At 65.0% G+C, this 14682-nt stretch carries 13 protein-coding genes; 5 read left to right on the top strand and 8 right to left on the bottom strand.

The genetic code is table 11. The features are described 5' to 3' along the window. The first annotated feature begins 16 nt into the window (after window positions 1-16). The 3 genes from AX767_RS19125 (at window position 17) to AX767_RS19115 (ending at window position 4344) form a co-directional block, all read left to right on the top strand. A complete protein-coding gene (locus tag AX767_RS19125) occupies window positions 17-1294 on the top strand; it encodes an amidohydrolase family protein (protein ID WP_068632765.1) in 1278 nt (425 codons plus the stop codon). 94 nt (window positions 1295-1388) lie between these two features. Continuing rightward, window positions 1389-3056 (top strand): long-chain-fatty-acid--CoA ligase, encoded by a 1668-nt coding sequence (locus AX767_RS19120; protein ID WP_068632764.1) that lies wholly within the window; start codon window positions 1389-1391, stop codon window positions 3054-3056. A gap of 58 nt (window positions 3057-3114) precedes the next feature. Further along, the gene (locus AX767_RS19115) at window positions 3115-4344 is read left to right on the top strand and encodes a branched-chain amino acid ABC transporter substrate-binding protein (protein ID WP_068632763.1); all 1230 of its coding nucleotides are present in this window, start codon (window positions 3115-3117) and stop codon (window positions 4342-4344) included. Here AX767_RS19115 and AX767_RS19110 read toward each other — a convergent pair. From AX767_RS19110 to icd, 8 genes are all read right to left on the bottom strand, one after another. Beyond that, window positions 4341-5489, bottom strand: coding sequence for a PAS domain-containing sensor histidine kinase (locus AX767_RS19110; protein ID WP_068632762.1), 1149 nt, complete (start codon window positions 5487-5489; stop codon window positions 4341-4343). The genes AX767_RS19115 and AX767_RS19110 overlap by 4 nt on opposite strands. Next, complete coding sequence (locus AX767_RS19105; RefSeq protein WP_068632761.1) at window positions 5464-6336, bottom strand: NAD-dependent protein deacetylase; 873 nt, start codon at window positions 6334-6336, stop codon at window positions 5464-5466. Before AX767_RS19105 ends, AX767_RS19110 begins: the two co-directional genes overlap by 26 nt. Before the next feature lie 38 nt (window positions 6337-6374). Next, window positions 6375-7814 (bottom strand): exodeoxyribonuclease I, encoded by a 1440-nt coding sequence (sbcB, locus tag AX767_RS19100; protein ID WP_068632760.1) that lies wholly within the window; start codon window positions 7812-7814, stop codon window positions 6375-6377. Between the two features lie 3 nt (window positions 7815-7817). Next, the gene (cls, locus tag AX767_RS19095) at window positions 7818-9263 is read right to left on the bottom strand and encodes a cardiolipin synthase (protein ID WP_068632759.1); all 1446 of its coding nucleotides are present in this window, start codon (window positions 9261-9263) and stop codon (window positions 7818-7820) included. A gap of 34 nt (window positions 9264-9297) precedes the next feature. Then, window positions 9298-9627, bottom strand: a complete 330-nt coding sequence (locus AX767_RS19090) for a hypothetical protein (RefSeq protein ID WP_156481090.1) — start codon at window positions 9625-9627, stop codon at window positions 9298-9300. 82 nt (window positions 9628-9709) lie between these two features. Further along, window positions 9710-12031 (bottom strand): ATP-dependent Clp protease ATP-binding subunit ClpA, encoded by a 2322-nt coding sequence (clpA, locus tag AX767_RS19085; protein ID WP_068632757.1) that lies wholly within the window; start codon window positions 12029-12031, stop codon window positions 9710-9712. A 67-nt stretch (window positions 12032-12098) separates the two neighbouring features. Next, window positions 12099-12458, bottom strand: a complete 360-nt coding sequence (gene clpS, locus AX767_RS19080; protein WP_068632756.1) for an ATP-dependent Clp protease adapter ClpS — start codon at window positions 12456-12458, stop codon at window positions 12099-12101. A 77-nt stretch (window positions 12459-12535) separates the two neighbouring features. Further along, complete coding sequence (gene icd / locus AX767_RS19075; protein ID WP_068632755.1) at window positions 12536-13795, bottom strand: NADP-dependent isocitrate dehydrogenase; 1260 nt, start codon at window positions 13793-13795, stop codon at window positions 12536-12538. A 196-nt stretch (window positions 13796-13991) separates the two neighbouring features. Between icd and AX767_RS19070 the strand changes: the two genes are divergently transcribed. Next, a complete protein-coding gene (locus AX767_RS19070) occupies window positions 13992-14309 on the top strand; it encodes a cell envelope biogenesis protein TolA (protein ID WP_068632754.1) in 318 nt (105 codons plus the stop codon). Window positions 14310-14461: 152 nt separating this feature from the next. Continuing rightward, a complete protein-coding gene (locus tag AX767_RS19065) occupies window positions 14462-14653 on the top strand; it encodes a hypothetical protein (RefSeq protein ID WP_068632753.1) in 192 nt (63 codons plus the stop codon). Window positions 14654-14682 lie beyond the last annotated feature (29 nt).

Genomic DNA, 14682 nt, shown 5'->3' with positions numbered 1-14682 from the left:
ACCACACCTCACCACGATGCTCGACCTCCTCATCACCCACGCCACCCTCCCCGACGGCCGCACCGACATGTCGATCGCGGTGCAGGACGGTCGGATCACCGAAGTCACCGCCGCTTTCGTTGCGCCGGCGCACGAGACGATCGACGCGCATGGCCTCCTCGTCGCGCCGCATTTCGTCGACCCGCATTTCCACATGGACGCAACGCTCAGCTACGGCCTGCCGCGCGTCAACCAGAGCGGCACGCTGCTCGAAGGCATCGCGCTGTGGGGTGAGCTCAAGCCGTTGTTGAAGGCCGAGGCGCTGATCGAACGGGCGCTCGCTTACTGCGACTGGGCGGTGGCACGCGGGCTGCTCGCCATCCGCACGCATGTCGACACGAGCGATCCGAGCCTGCTGGCGGTCGATGCGCTGCTGGAGGTCAAGCGCCTGGTCGCGCCGTACATCGACCTGCAGCTGGTCGCGTTTCCGCAGGACGGCGTGCTGCGCTCGCCCGGTGGCGTGGAAAACCTGAAGCGCGCGCTCGACAAGGGCGTCGACGTGGTCGGCGGTATTCCGCATTTCGAACGCACGATGGCCGATGGCGCCGCGAGCGTGAAGCTGCTGTGCGAGCTGGGCGCCGAGCGCGGGCAACTGGTCGACATGCACTGCGACGAGTCCGACGACCCGCTGTCGCGCCATATCGAAACGCTGGCCTTCGAATGCCAGCGCCTCGGCCTGCACGGCCGGGTGACCGGGTCGCACTGCACGTCGATGCACAGCATGGACAACTACTACGTGAGCAAACTGCTGCCGCTCATCGCCGAGAGCGGCGTTGCCGTGATTGCGAATCCGCTCATCAACATCACGCTGCAGGGCCGCCACGACAGCTACCCCAAGCGCCGCGGCATGACGCGCGTGCCCGAGCTCATGGCGGCCGGCGTCAACGTCGCTTTCGGGCACGACTGCGTGATGGACCCGTGGTACGGCATGGGCTCGGGCGACATGCTGGAAGTCGCGCACATGGGCCTGCACGTCGCGCAGATGACGAGCCAGGCCGGCATCCGCCAGTGCTTCGAAGCGGTGACGACCCACGCCGCGCGCGTGATGCACCTGGAAAACTACGGGCTCGCAGCGGGCTGCGATGCGAGCTTCGTGCTGCTGCAGGCGCGCGATCCGGTCGAGGCGATCCGTTTGCGCGCGACGCGGCTGAAGGTGTTTCGCAAGGGCAAGCTGCTTTCGCAGGCGCCGGCAGCCACCGCCGAGCTGAAGCTGCCGGGCCGCGCGGCCACGACGTCTTTCATGCCGCCGCGCTGACCCAGGGCGCGTCACAGTCGCGCGCTTGACTGCGCGCGACGCCAGCGGATGCTCCACTGCGCGGTGCCCGACTCCACCGAAGACAAGACATCCGATGCCCCTGAGCGACCCCCCCTGGACCTCCAACTACGCACCCGGCGCTCGCTGGGACGCGCCGCTGAGCGCGATGCCAGTGCAGCAGCTGCTCACCGACGCGGCCCGCCGCTGGCCCGACCAGCCCGCACTGCGCTTCGAGGGTCGCACCTTCAGCTACGCCGAATTCGATGCGCTGACCGACCGCATGGCGCAGGGCCTGCAGCGCCTGGGCGTGCGCCAGGGGACGCATGTCGGGCTCTATCTCCCGAACACGCCCCACTACTTCATCGCTTTCTTCGCGATCCTCAAGGCCGGCGCGGTGGTGGTGAACTATTCGCCGCTCGACGCCGGCGCGGTGCTGGAACACAAGATCGGCGACAGCCACACCGACGTGATCGTGACGCTCGACACGCCCGAACTCTTCTCGAAGATGAACGGCTACCTCGACAGCACGCGCCTGAAGACGCTGGTCGTCGGGTCGGCCGGCGAATTCGGCACGGGCGCAAAACCGGAAGACCGCGGCATCCCATGGGACGAGCGGCGCGTGCGCTTCGGCGACCTGCTCGCGCCGGGTGACGGGCGTTTCGTGCCGCCGGCCGCCGACGTGTCGGCCATCGCAGTGCTGCAGTACACCGGCGGCACCACCGGCCACCCCAAGGGCGCGATGCTGACGCACGCGAACCTCAGCATGACGGTGTCGCAATTGCAGGAAATGGTGATCAGCGCCGGCACCCTGCAGCCCGGCACGGAGCGCTTCCTCGTGGTGCTGCCGATGTTCCATGTCTACTCGATGGTGCTGAACATGATCTTCGGCTTCGCCATCGGCGCCGAACTCGTGCTGCACCAGCGCTTCGACCTGTCGGCGGCGCTGCGCGAAATCCAAGACAGCAAGATCAGCGTTTTCCTGGGCGTGCCGACCATGTATGTCGGCTTCACCGGCCACCCGGACATCGAGCGCACCGACCTGTCGTCGCTCAAGTGGTGCAACTCGGGCGGCGCGCCGATCGCCGGCGAGGTCTTCAGTAACTTCGTGCGCATGGCGCGCTGCCGCCTGCTCGAAGGCTGGGGCATGACAGAGATCTGCGGCGTCGGCACACTGACCACCGGCGTCGGCGACCCCGCGCCGGGCACCTGCGGCATTCCCGTGCCGGGCGCGGAAATCAAGGTGATCGACCTCGCGACGCTCGCCGACCTTCCACTGGGCGAGCGCGGCGAAATCTGCATCCGGGGCCCGCAGGTCATGAAGGGCTACTGGAACAACCCGGCGGCCACCGCCGAGGTGACGACCGCCGACGGGTTCCTGCGCACCGGCGATGTGGGCTACATGTCCCATGATGGCTTCGTCTACCTGGTCGACCGGACCAAGGACATGATCATCTGCAGCGGCTTCAACGTTTACCCGCGCAACATCGAGGAGGCGATCTACCGCCACCCGTCGGTCGAAGAAGTGAGCGTGATTGGCGTGCCGGACGCCTACCGCGGCGAATCGCCCAAGGCCTTCATCAAGTTCAAGCCGGGCGCGCAGCCGCTGACTCTCGATGCCCTGCGCGATTTCCTGAAGGACTACCTCGGCAAGCACGAGATGCCGCACGCAATGGAAGCGCGCGCCGAGTTGCCCAAGACGGCGGTCGGCAAGCTGTCCAAGAAGGAGCTGTACGCCGAAGTGGCGGCCGAGTCGCCGAAGTGATCGTTGCGCGCAGATCGCGTTGATCACACTCCCCCGCAACCAAAAAGGAGACAACCGCATGAAGAAAACAGTGACGGCTTTCGCGCTCGGCGCGCTGTTCGCCATCCCCGCTTTTGCCCAGAAGGGCGAGACCGTTCGCATCGCGTTCATCGATCCGCTGTCGGGCGCGTTCGCGAACGTCGGCGCCAATCAACTCAAGAGCTGGCAGTACGTCGCCGAGCAGATGAGCGGCGCGAAGAACGCGGCCGGCGTGAAGTTCGAGGTCACCGGCTTCGACAACAAGGGTTCGCCGCAAGAAAGCCTGAGCGCCTTGCGCGCCGCGATCGACCAGGGCTTTCGCTACGTGACGCAAGGCAACGGCTCGGGCGCCGCGCTCGCCATCAGCGAAGCCGTGGCCAAGCACAACGAGCGCAACCCGGGCAAGGAAGTCGTCTACCTGAGCTACTCGGCGAAAGACCCGTCGCTCACCAACGAGAAGTGCAACTACTGGCACTTCCGCCTCGACGCCGACACCACGGTGCGCATGGAAGCGGTCACCGCCTTCATGAAGGACCAGCCGAAGATCAAGAAAGTCTTTCTGATCAACCAGAACTACTCCCATGGCCAGCAGACCGTGCGCTTCTTCAAGGAAGGCATCGCGCGTCAGCGGCCCGACGTGCAGATCGTCGGCGAAGAGCTGATTCCGATCGGCACGGTGAAGGACTTCTCGCCGTACGTCGCGAAGATCAAGGCGACCGGCGCCGACACCATCGTCAGCAGCAACTGGGGCAGCGACCTCACGCTGCTGGTCAAGGCCATGAACGATGCGGGTCTCAAGGTCGGCATGTACACCAACGACGCCAACGTGTCGGGCACGCCCACCGCGCTGGCGGCCGGCGGCGACAGCGAGGTCTACATCATCTCGCCGAACCACAACAACCACACCGGCGAGCTCGGTGCGCTCTCGGCCGGCTTCAAGCAGAAGTTCAACGACGACTACTACATGTACACGTCGTACAACGGCATCGTGCTGCTCGGCGACGCCATGGCCAAGTCGAAGTCGATCGACCCCGCCAAGGTGGCCGCGGCAATGGAAGGCATGAGCATCAAGAGCTTCGCGGGCGAGGCGACGATGCGCAAGTCCGACCACCAGATGCAGCAGGCGATGTTCATCTCCAAGTGGCAGAAGGTCGACAAGACCAACCCCTACAGCGTGGAGAACACCGGCTACACCTTCGCGCCGGTCAAGCGCCTGGAGCCGTACGTGGCGAGCACGCCGACCAGCTGCGTGATGAAGCGGCCTTCCTAAACCGCGAAGTCGACCGGGTCGGGCGGGATCAGCCGGCCATCGGCGTGCAGTGGCAAGCGAACCGAAAACTCGCTGCCCTGCCCCTTGCCCGGCGATCGCACCTCGACGAAGCCGCCGTGCGCACCGACGAGGTCTTTCACCAACGAGAGCCCGACGCCGAATCCGCCGCCGGCCTGGTGCGGATTCTCCTGCGTGAAGAGCTCGAAGATCACCGGCAGCAATGACGCGGGCACGCCGATGCCCGTGTCTTCCACCTTGATGACGGCCTGGTCGATCTCGACTGTGCACTGCAGCCAGATCCGGCCACCCTGCGGCGTGTACTTGCTCGCGTTGTGCAAGAGGTTGAAGACGATCTGGTGCACCCGCTCACGATCGGCGTGGAGTATCACCGGCGCCTGCGGCACCAGCACTTCGAGCCGCTGCAGCTTCTGGTCGCATTCGGCGCGCACGGTTTCGGCGATCTCTTTCAAGTCGGCCCCGAGCTCGAAGGACTGCTTCTCCAGGCGCAGCTTGCCGGCGCCGAAACGCACGACTTCCGCCAGGTCGTCCATCATCCGCGCCATCTGGCCGACCTGTCGTTTCACGATGCTGATCGGCATCTGCAGGTCGCCAGTGGCCAGGCCCTTGCGCTCGATCAGTTGCGTGACGCTGCGAATCGGTCCGAGCGCGTTGCGCACTTCGTGCGTCAGGCGCCCGAAGAAGATGTCGCGGCCACGCAGCGCATCGTGCGCATGGGCCAGCCGGTTCTCGGTGGTGTCGAGTTGCGCGCGCAGGTTGGTGCGGTCGCACATGACCTTGGCGAAGCCGACGTGCACGCCGTCTTCGCGCAGGGCCACCAGGCTGCCGGCCACCCAGATCTTCATGCCGTCCTTGCGCAGGTGCCAGCGATCGTCCTCCGACCGGTCGGTCGCCACCGCCACCTGCTTTTCGAGGATGTGCAGCCCGAGCGCGCGGTCCTGCTCGGTGAAGATGAGTTCCAGCGGCTGACCGAGCACCTCGGCCTCGGTATAGCCGAACATCGCTTCGGATGCACCGCGCCAACCGATGATGGTGCCGCCCGCGTCGAGCAGCACGAAGGCGAAATCCGGGGCCTGCTGCCACAGCAGGCCAAGCGCATGTTCAGGCGTGAGGGTGTTGTTCGACATCGCGAGTTCCTCCAGAAAAACAGCGCGCGGCCAAGTCCGCGAGCGCCTCGCCTACGGGCTTTTCGATCTTCAATGTCAGCAGCGCGTCGGCCCGCGTGCGCCCGAGGTTCACAGCGGCGATCGGCTTGCCCGCGGCCGCGGCGGCCTGAACGAATCGATAGCCCGAATAGACCATCAGCGACGATCCCGCGACCAGCACGGCGTCGGCTTCGTCGAGCGCCGCGAACGCGGCGGCCACCCGGTCGCGCGGCACGCTCTCGCCGAAGAAGACGACGTCGGGCTTCAGCATGCCGCCGCACTTCGGGCAGGTGGGCACGTCGAACGCGGCAAAATCCTGTCCTTCGAGATCGGCGTCGCCGTCGGGCGCGGCGCGCGCTTCGAGTTCGGCCCAACGCGGATTGCGGCGCCGCAGCTCGACCTGGAATTCGGCGCGCGGCGTGCGCGTTTCGCAGGCCAGGCAGCGCACCGTGTCGATGCGACCGTGCAGGTCGATCGTGCGGCGGCTGCCGGCTGCATCGTGTAGACCATCGACGTTCTGAGTGAGGAGAAGGCCGATGCGGCCGGCCTTTTCGAGATCGGCCAGCGCACGGTGGGCAGCGCCGGGCCGCGCGAAGGCCATCGTCGGCCAACCGACGAGGCTGCGTGCCCAGTAGCGGCGGCGCGTCGCGTCGTCGCCGGTGAAGGCCTGGAAAGTGACCGGCGACGGTCTTTTCCAGTCGCCGTTGGCATCGCGATAGTCCGGAATGCCGGAGTCCGTGCTGCAGCCGGCGCCGGTCAGCACGAAGAGTCTGGGGTGGCGGTTGGCAAACTCCGCGAGCTTGTCCGACGCATCTGAGAAGGCATCCATCCGACGAGCATAAATGCCTGTGCGAATCGGTGCAGTGCTCAGCGCTCCGGCGTGATCGCCTCGGCGTATTCGTAGAGCGCGCCGAGCAGTTCCTCGCCGCGCTCGTCCGCGGTCTCGGACAAGGCGTCGATCTCGCTGAACAGCACGTCGACATTGCGCGCGCCGCCCTCGCCTTCGAGCAGCCGCCCTGCGCGATGCGCTTCCCAGCGCTCGGCTTCTTCGGGGTTCAGCGACTCGGGCCAGTTGCGGGCGCGGTAGCGGAACAGCAGCTCGCCGAGCCGCGCATCATCGAAGCCGGTGCGGTCGCGCGCGAGTTCGGTCGCACCGAGACCACGCAGCTGCTCGAGGCGCCGCCGGTCGGCATTGCCGACGAAGCCACCGTAGAGGTCTTCGTCGACATCGGGCGTGGCGTCCTTCGGTCGCGCATACACCTGCGGCCAGATCGCGCTCATGTCGGGCAGGTCGCGCGCGATCGCGGCGTGGCGCATGGCGGTTTCCAGGTCGACGTTCCAGCGCGTGGCCAGGGTGTCGCTCAGCGTGCGCAGGTTGCCCACGACCATCGGCGACTTGTTCAGGTGGATGCCCTTGACCGGCAGGCGCGTGATGCCTTCGGGCAGGTCAGCACTGCGCGTGAAGAGGCGCAGGCGCAGGGTGTCGACATCCAGGTCGCGCAGTTCGCTCGGGTCGTGCGCGAGGTCCCAGGCGATCAGTTCGTTCTTGTTGGTGGGATGACTCGCAAGGGGCCACATGACGCCGAGGCAGCCGCGCTCGGCCGGGAACATGCCGGACACGTGCAGGAACGGCTTGGCCGTTTCGCGCGTCGACGGCAATCCGAGCTCGCGCGCGACCCGGTCTTTCTTGTGCAGGCCGAACGCGAACTCGAAGAGCTTGGGCTGCTTGTCGCGGATGAGGCGCGCCAGCGCGATGGTGGCGCGCACGTCCGACAACGCGTCGTGCGCCGCCTCGTGCAGCAGGCCGTTGGCGCGCGCCAGGTCTTCGAGCCTGAAGCTCTGGCTGCCGTCTGCCTTCTTCGGCCACTCGATGCCTTCGGGCCGCAGCGCGTAGGTGAGGCGCACGACATCGAGCAAATCCCACCGGCCGCAGTCGTTTTGCCACTCGCGCGCATACGGATCGATCAGGTTGCGCCAGAACAGGAAGCGCGTGACTTCGTCGTCGAAGCGGATCGTGTTGTAGCCCACGCCGATGGTGCCGGGCTGCGAGAAAGCACCTTCGATCACCGCGGCGAATTCGTGCTCGGCGACGCCGCGCTCCAGGCACAGCTGCGGCGTGATGCCGGTGATGAGGCAAGCCGCCGGGCTGGGCAGGTAATCCGGTGCCGGCTTGCAATAGAGCATGAGCGGCTCGCCCACTTCGTTGAGCGCTGCGTCGGTGCGGATCGCAGCGAACTGCGAGGGCCGGTCGCGTCGCGGCACCACGCCGAAGGTTTCGTAGTCGTGCCAGAGAAAGGTGTGAGACATGGGTCAGAGCAAGGGGGAAAAGAGTCGCGCGATCGCGTCGAACAGTCGGCGCCAGAAAGGTTGGGGTCGATGGCGGCGCACCGCGGCGGCGCTGTGCAGATCGGTCTCGAACTGGGCCGCCAGCGGCTTGGCGAGCTCGGGGCCGTAAACCACCGCCATCACCTCGAAATTGAGGCGGAAACTGCGGTTGTCGAAGTTGGCGGTGCCGATCATCGCGCAGTTGTCGTCGACCACCAGCGTCTTCGAATGCAGCATGCGCGCCTTGAACTCCCATACCTTCACGCCCGCGGCGATCAGCTCGTCGTAGTACGAACGTGCGGCGGCGCTCACGATCAGGCTGTCGCTGCGGCGCGGCACCAGCAGACGCACATCGACGCCGCGAAGTGCGGCGCTGGTGAGCGCCATCAGGGCGGGCTCGCCTGGCACGAAGTACGGCGTGGTGAGCCAGGCGCGGTGATTGGCCGAATTGATCGCCGAGACGTGCACGCGGTGGATCGCCTCGAGCGGGCTGTCGGGTCCGCTGGTGACGATCTGCACCGGGATGTCGCCGGCCGCGACGCGGGGCAGCAGGTTCGGCAAGGTGCCGTCCATGTCGCGCGGGTTCTCGCCGCTCGCATAGGTCCAGTCTTCGAGGAAGGTCGTTTGCAGCCAGCGCACGGCGCTGCCCTCGATGCGCAGGTGCACGTCGTGGTACGCGTCTGCGCGCGTGCGCTTGTCTTCCTCGTCGGTGATGTTGACGCCGCCGGTGAAGCCGGTATGGCCGTCGCACACCACGATCTTTCGGTGAGTGCGGTAGTTGGTCACGGGCCGCAGGCGCCGGCCGATGCGCGTGTCGTGGAACAGCGCCACCTTGACGCCGGCCGCGAGCATCGGGGCCATGAACTTGCGCCCGATGCGCTTGGAGCCGAGCGCGTCGAGCAGCAGGCGCACCGTGACGCCCTCGCCGGCTTTTTGCACGAGCAGGTCGCGCAGCGCGGTACCGATCCGGTCGGGCTCGAAGATGTAGTACTCGAGGTGGACGTGATCACGCGCGGCGCGAATCGCCTCGAAGATCGCATCGAAGGTGCGCGCGCCGCCGGAGAGCAGTTCCACGTCGGTCGCACTCGACACCGGCAGCCCGCAGGCTGCTGTGGCCAGGCTCGCCATCTGGCGCAGCGCCGGCGGTGCTGCCGTGCCGGCTTCCCGCAGCAATGCGATGTCGGCCGATGCGTTGGCGCCGGCCCGACTGCGCAGCCGCTTCAAACGCTGCTTCTGCAGGCGCTGCGGACCGAGAAAGTAGTAGACGACGAAGCCGGCGAACGGCAGCAGCGCGAGCGACAGGATCCAGCTCATCGTCGACACCGGTGCGCGCTTCTGCATCACGATCCAGACCGACAGCACCGCGATGTAGCCGCTCCATGCCAGGGAGAGGCCGGTTTTCCATTCGTGGCTGAGTTCGGGGAGGATCAAGGTGCGCGGTCAGTGAAGAGGCCGACAACGTGATCTATGCGCCGACCAGGTGAACAACCAATGCGCCGGCCATCGCAAGCGCCACGGCCACGATGGCAAAGGCGGCGCCAAACCACCGGGGTGGCTGGGGTGACGCCCGACCCCACCATAGCAGCGCAGCGCATGCGGGCGTCACGAAAGGCCAGAGCAACAGCCCAGGCAACACCATGCTCCGGTGCGCCGGTGCCACAGCGCCATGGAGCAGCCAGACACCGGCACCAAACCCGAAGCACCCGACCATCACCGCGCTTCGGGAACGGCCCAGCAAAGCAGCCACCGAGAAGATGCCCAGCAACATCGGCACCAGTGCCAGCGAGGAGATCAACGCGCCCCCGTGGCGACGCAAGAAAGCAAAAAGGCCGGTCGCCGCAGCCACCGACCTTCAACGAACGAAATTCGTTCGAACCTCAACCTGCCGCCGCTTCCTCGGCTTCGGGCTTGGAGCGCCCTTCTTTCTTGGGCAGTGGCTGGATGTCCAGCTGCACCTCGCCCTTGTCGTCGACGTCGACCGACAGGCGGCCCCCGTCGATCAGGCGTCCGAAGAGCAACTCGTCGGCCAGTGCACGACGGATCGTGTCCTGGATCAGGCGCTGCATCGGCCGCGCGCCCATCAACGGATCGAAGCCCGTCTTGGCCAGGTGCTTGCGCAGCGCGTCGCTGAACGTGACGTCGACCTTCTTCTCGGTCAATTGCTGTTCGAGCTGCAGCAGGAACTTGTCGACCACGCGCAGGATGACCACTTCGTCGAGCGCCTTGAAGCTCACCGTCGCGTCCAGGCGGTTACGGAATTCCGGCGTGAACAGGCGCTTGATGTCGGCCATCTCGTCGCCCGCCTGGCGCGGGTTGGTGAAACCGATGGTCGCCTTGTTCATGGTCTCGGCGCCCGCATTGGTCGTCATCACGAGGATGACGTTGCGGAAGTCGGCCTTGCGTCCGTTGTTGTCGGTCAGGGTGCCGTGGTCCATCACCTGCAGCAGCACGTTGAAGATGTCCGGATGCGCCTTCTCGATTTCGTCGAGCAGCAACACCGCATGAGGCTTCTTCGTGACGGCTTCGGTCAGCAGGCCACCCTGGTCGAAACCGACGTAGCCCGGAGGCGCGCCGATCAGGCGGCTCACCGCATGACGCTCCATGTACTCCGACATGTCGAAGCGGATCAGCTCGATGCCCATGATGTAGGCCAGTTGCTTCGCCGCTTCGGTCTTGCCGACGCCGGTCGGGCCGCTGAACAGGAACGAGCCGATCGGCTTGTCGGCACGACCCAGGCCCGAGCGCGCCATCTTGACCGCGGAGGCCAGCACTTCGAGGGCCTTGTCCTGGCCGAACACGACGCTCTTCAGGTCGCGCTCGATGGTCTGCAGCTTGCCGCGGTCGTCGTTGCTGACGTTGGCCGGGGGAATGCGCGCGATCTTCGCGACGATGTCCTCGACTTCGGTCTTGGTGATCGTCTTCTTGCGCTTGCTCGGCGGCAGGATGCGCTGGGCAGCGCCGGCTTCGTCGATCACGTCGATCGCCTTGTCGGGCAAGTGACGGTCGTTGATGTACTTGGCGCTCAGCTCGGCGGCAGCCTGCAATGCGGCCACCGCGTACTTCACGCCATGGTGCTCTTCGAAGCGCGACTTCAGCCCCTTGAGGATGTCGACCGTTTCCTGCACGGTCGGCTCGACCACATCGACCTTCTGGAAGCGACGTGACAGCGCCGCATCCTTCTCGAAGATGCCCCGGTATTCGGTGAACGTGGTGGCACCGATGCACTTGAGCTGGCCGCTGGAGAGCGCCGGCTTCAGCAGGTTCGATGCGTCCAGCGTGCCGCCCGACGCCGCACCCGCACCGATGAGGGTGTGGATCTCGTCGATGAAGAGCACCGCGTTCGGCTTGTCCTTGAGCGACTTGAGCACGCCCTTGAGGCGCTGCTCGAAATCCCCACGGTACTTGGTGCCCGCGAGCAACGCGCCCATGTCGAGCGAGTAGACCTGCGCTTCGGCGAGGATCTCCGGCACGTCGCCCTGCGTGATGCGCCAGGCCAGGCCCTCGGCGATGGCGGTCTTGCCGACGCCGGCTTCGCCCACCAGCAGCGGATTGTTTTTGCGCCGGCGGCACAGGATCTGGATCACGCGCTCAACCTCGTACTCGCGCCCGATCAGCGGATCGATCTTGCCGTCCTTGGCCATCTGATTGAGGTTTTGCGTGAACTGCTCGAGCGGAGAGGCCTTCTCGTTCTTTTCGCCGCCGCCTTCCTCGCCCTCGTTGGACGAGGCGTCGTTGCCCCCCTTGGCCGCTTCGGGCGGATCGCTCTTCTTGATGCCGTGCGCGATGAAATTCACCACGTCGAGGCGGGTCACACCCTGCTGGTGCAAATAGTAGACAGCATGCGAATCCTTCTCACCGAAGATGGCGACAAGCACGTTGGCGCCGGTTACTTCCTTCTTGCCATTGCCGGTGGACTGCACATGCATGATGGCGCGCTGAATCACGCGCTGGAAACCCAGCGTGGGCTGGGTGTCCACATCGTCGGACCCCGCTACCTGCGGCGTGTTGTCCTTGATGAAGTTGGTGAGCGACGCCCGAAGGTCGTCGACATTCGCCGAGCAGGCGCGCAGAACCTCTGCGGCGCTCGGGTTGTCCAGCAGAGCGAGCAACAGGTGCTCCACCGTGATGAACTCGTGGCGCTGCTGCCTGGCCTCGACGAAGGCCATGTGCAAGCTGACTTCCAGTTCCTGGGCAATCATGTCTTTTCCTTTTGCCTTGCTGTAAATAAGTTCTCAGATGGGTTGGAGCGGACCGAAATCAACAGGTTCATTCGATGGGCTCGCTCACGCACTGCAATGGATGCCCGGCCTGATGCGCCGCCTCCATAACCTGATTGACCTTGGTGGCCGCCATGTCGCGGGAATAGACCCCACAGATGCCGCGCCCGTCGAGGTGAATCTTGAGCATGATCTGTGTCGCGGTTTCCCGGTCCTTGCTGAAGAACTCCTGGATCACGACGATGACGAATTCCATCGGCGTGAAGTCGTCGTTCAACATCACGACCTGGTACATCTGCGGTGGCGCGGTTTTGAGCGGTCGCCGCTCGAGAACGACCGAGTCGCCGTCGTCCCGCCCCGGCTTTTGTGCCGGTGGTGTTTTGGGCGTCGTGGGAATTCTGGTTGCCATGGAAAATGATTCTATAGAGCGTGCAAGCGTCGTGCCGACGTGAGAGGAATTGGTGGCGGCCTCTCTATAAATCAAGGTCACATGTGTTCGATCAGGACCGCGCCGAAGCCGGAGCAGCTCACCTGCGTCGCACCTTCCATCAGCCGGGCGAAGTCATAAGTGACTTTCTTGCTGGCGATCGCCTGTTCCATGGCGCTGATGATGAGGTCGGCGGCGTCCGTCCAGCCGATGTGTCGCAGCATCATCTCGGCCGACAGGATTTCCGAACCCGGATTGACGTAGTCCTTGTCCGCGTACTTGGGCGCCGTGCCGTGAGTGGCTTCGAACATCGCGACGGTGTCGCTCAGGTTGCCGCCCGGCGCGATGCCGATGCCGCCGACCTGCGCGGCCAGCGCGTCGGACACGTAGTCGCCGTTCAGGTTGAGTGTGGCGATGACGCTGTATTCCACCGGACGCAGCAGGATCTGCTGGAGGAAGGCATCGGCGATGCTGTCTTTCACAGTGATGTCTTTCCCCGTCCGCGGGTTCCTGACGCTCATCCACGGACCGCCATCGATCAGCTGGCCACCAAATTCCTTTGCCGCCAAGCCGTAGGCCCAGTCCCTGAAACTGCCTTCGGTGAACTTCATGATGTTGCCCTTGTGGACGATCGTGACGCTCGGCTTGTCGTGGTCGATGGCGTACTGGATCGCCTTGCGCACCAGCCGCTCGGTGCCTTCGCGCGACACCGGTTTGATGCCGATGCCCGAAGTGTCCGGAAAACGGATGTTTTTCACGCCCATTTCTTCCTGCAGGAATTTGATGAGCTTTTTGGCCTGGTCGCCTTCGGCTTCGAACTCGATCCCGGCGTAAATGTCTTCGGAGTTCTCGCGGAAGATCACCATGTTGGTCTTTTCCGGCGCCTTCACCGGACTCGGGACACCCTGAAAGTAGCGAATCGGCCGCAAGCACACATACAGATCGAGCGCCTGCCGCAACGCCACGTTGAGCGAACGCATGCCGCCGCCGACCGGCGTGGTCAGCGGCCCCTTGATCGAGATGACGCAATCGCGAACGGCGCGCAGCGTTTCGTCGGGGAGCCAGACGTCCGGGCCATACACCCTGGTCGCTTTTTCGCCGGCAAAGACTTCCATCCAGTGAATTTTCTTCTGGCCGCCGTAGGCCTTGAGGACCGCGGCATCCACGACTTTGAGCATCACCGGGGTGATGTCGCGCCCGGTACCGTCGCCTTCGATGAATGGAATGATCGGCTGGTCGGGCACATTCAACGCGTTGTCGGGATGGACCGTGATCTTCTGGCCATCGGTCGGGACTTTGATGTGCTGGTAGCTGGACATGGGAGGCGGGGGGTTCCGAAAAGGAGGGAGTTGTGGCAAGGAGACAGTCCGTTTTCGGCCGGCTGAATAGCCTTAGAATTTTAGATGCAACCGTAGAAGGTGATGGATCTGTCAACCGCAGACGCCGTGCCTTCGTTGTTGGCAGACCTTCTGCTGGCCGGGAGGCGTTTTTATCCATCCACAGAGGAATATTCAAATGAACAAAGTTCTCGCAGTCTTGATCGCCGGTCTGTTCGCAGCTGGTGCCTATGCCCAAACGAAGCCGAGCGAACTGGACCCGACCGCACAGGGCAAGCCTGCTGCAGCAGCTGAAGCCAAGGTCAACGCACGTCCCGCCGGCCAGGTCCAGCCTATGGGTGGCGACATGGCCAAGACCCCTGAAGGCAGTGGTGGTGTCACTACCGGCAAGGCCGCTGTGGCTGCTGAAAAGCGCGAAGCGACGCGCGATGCACGTCGCCGCAACAAGGACGGCAGCGTGAAGCGCAAGAGCATGCAAGGCGGCACCCCGAAGTAATCTCGGTTCGCCTTCTTCAAAAAAAGCGCCCCTCGGGCGCTTTTTTTTCGCCGCTGTACTGCTAACGCTGTCAACCACCGCAGCCGCCCGCCGTTGAAAGCTGACCTTTCCATCGGGGGGAGGTTCCATATCAACAAACACAAGGGATTCTCATGAACAAACTGTTCGCTGCTCTCGTTGCCGGCCTCTTCGCGGCAGGTGCTTACGCCCAGGCGCCCGCTTCGACCGTGATGGTGCCATCGGCATCGGCTCACACCGTTGCGCATGCCAAGCACCACGCGGTCAAGAAGCATCACAAGGCGGTGCGCCACGCGCGCCATCGCAAGGTCGCTCATCGCATGTAAGCCTGAAGGCGCGCTGACCCTGCCCGCTT

It is taken from the genome of Variovorax sp. PAMC 28711 (assembly GCF_001577265.1).
In the GTDB taxonomy this organism is placed as follows: Bacteria; Pseudomonadota; Gammaproteobacteria; order Burkholderiales; family Burkholderiaceae_C; genus Variovorax.
This window is presented reverse-complemented; position numbering and strand designations above follow the sequence as displayed.

What these genes read in the sequence shown, in the direction of transcription:
- AX767_RS19125 (WP_068632765.1), top strand. Translation starts at nt 17, where the DNA reads ATGCTCGACCTCCTCATCACCCACGCCACCCTCCCCGACGGCCGCACC.
- AX767_RS19120 (WP_068632764.1), top strand. Translation starts at nt 1,389, where the DNA reads ATGCCCCTGAGCGACCCCCCCTGGACCTCCAACTACGCACCCGGCGCT.
- AX767_RS19115 (WP_068632763.1), top strand. Translation starts at nt 3,115, where the DNA reads ATGAAGAAAACAGTGACGGCTTTCGCGCTCGGCGCGCTGTTCGCCATC.
- AX767_RS19110 (WP_068632762.1), bottom strand. Translation starts at nt 5,489, where the DNA reads ATGTCGAACAACACCCTCACGCCTGAACATGCGCTTGGCCTGCTGTGG.
- AX767_RS19105 (WP_068632761.1), bottom strand. Translation starts at nt 6,336, where the DNA reads ATGGATGCCTTCTCAGATGCGTCGGACAAGCTCGCGGAGTTTGCCAAC.
- sbcB (WP_068632760.1), bottom strand. Translation starts at nt 7,814, where the DNA reads ATGTCTCACACCTTTCTCTGGCACGACTACGAAACCTTCGGCGTGGTG.
- clpA (WP_068632757.1), bottom strand. Translation starts at nt 12,031, where the DNA reads ATGATTGCCCAGGAACTGGAAGTCAGCTTGCACATGGCCTTCGTCGAG.
- clpS (WP_068632756.1), bottom strand. Translation starts at nt 12,458, where the DNA reads ATGGCAACCAGAATTCCCACGACGCCCAAAACACCACCGGCACAAAAG.
- icd (WP_068632755.1), bottom strand. Translation starts at nt 13,795, where the DNA reads ATGTCCAGCTACCAGCACATCAAAGTCCCGACCGATGGCCAGAAGATC.
- AX767_RS19070 (WP_068632754.1), top strand. Translation starts at nt 13,992, where the DNA reads ATGAACAAAGTTCTCGCAGTCTTGATCGCCGGTCTGTTCGCAGCTGGT.
- AX767_RS19065 (WP_068632753.1), top strand. Translation starts at nt 14,462, where the DNA reads ATGAACAAACTGTTCGCTGCTCTCGTTGCCGGCCTCTTCGCGGCAGGT.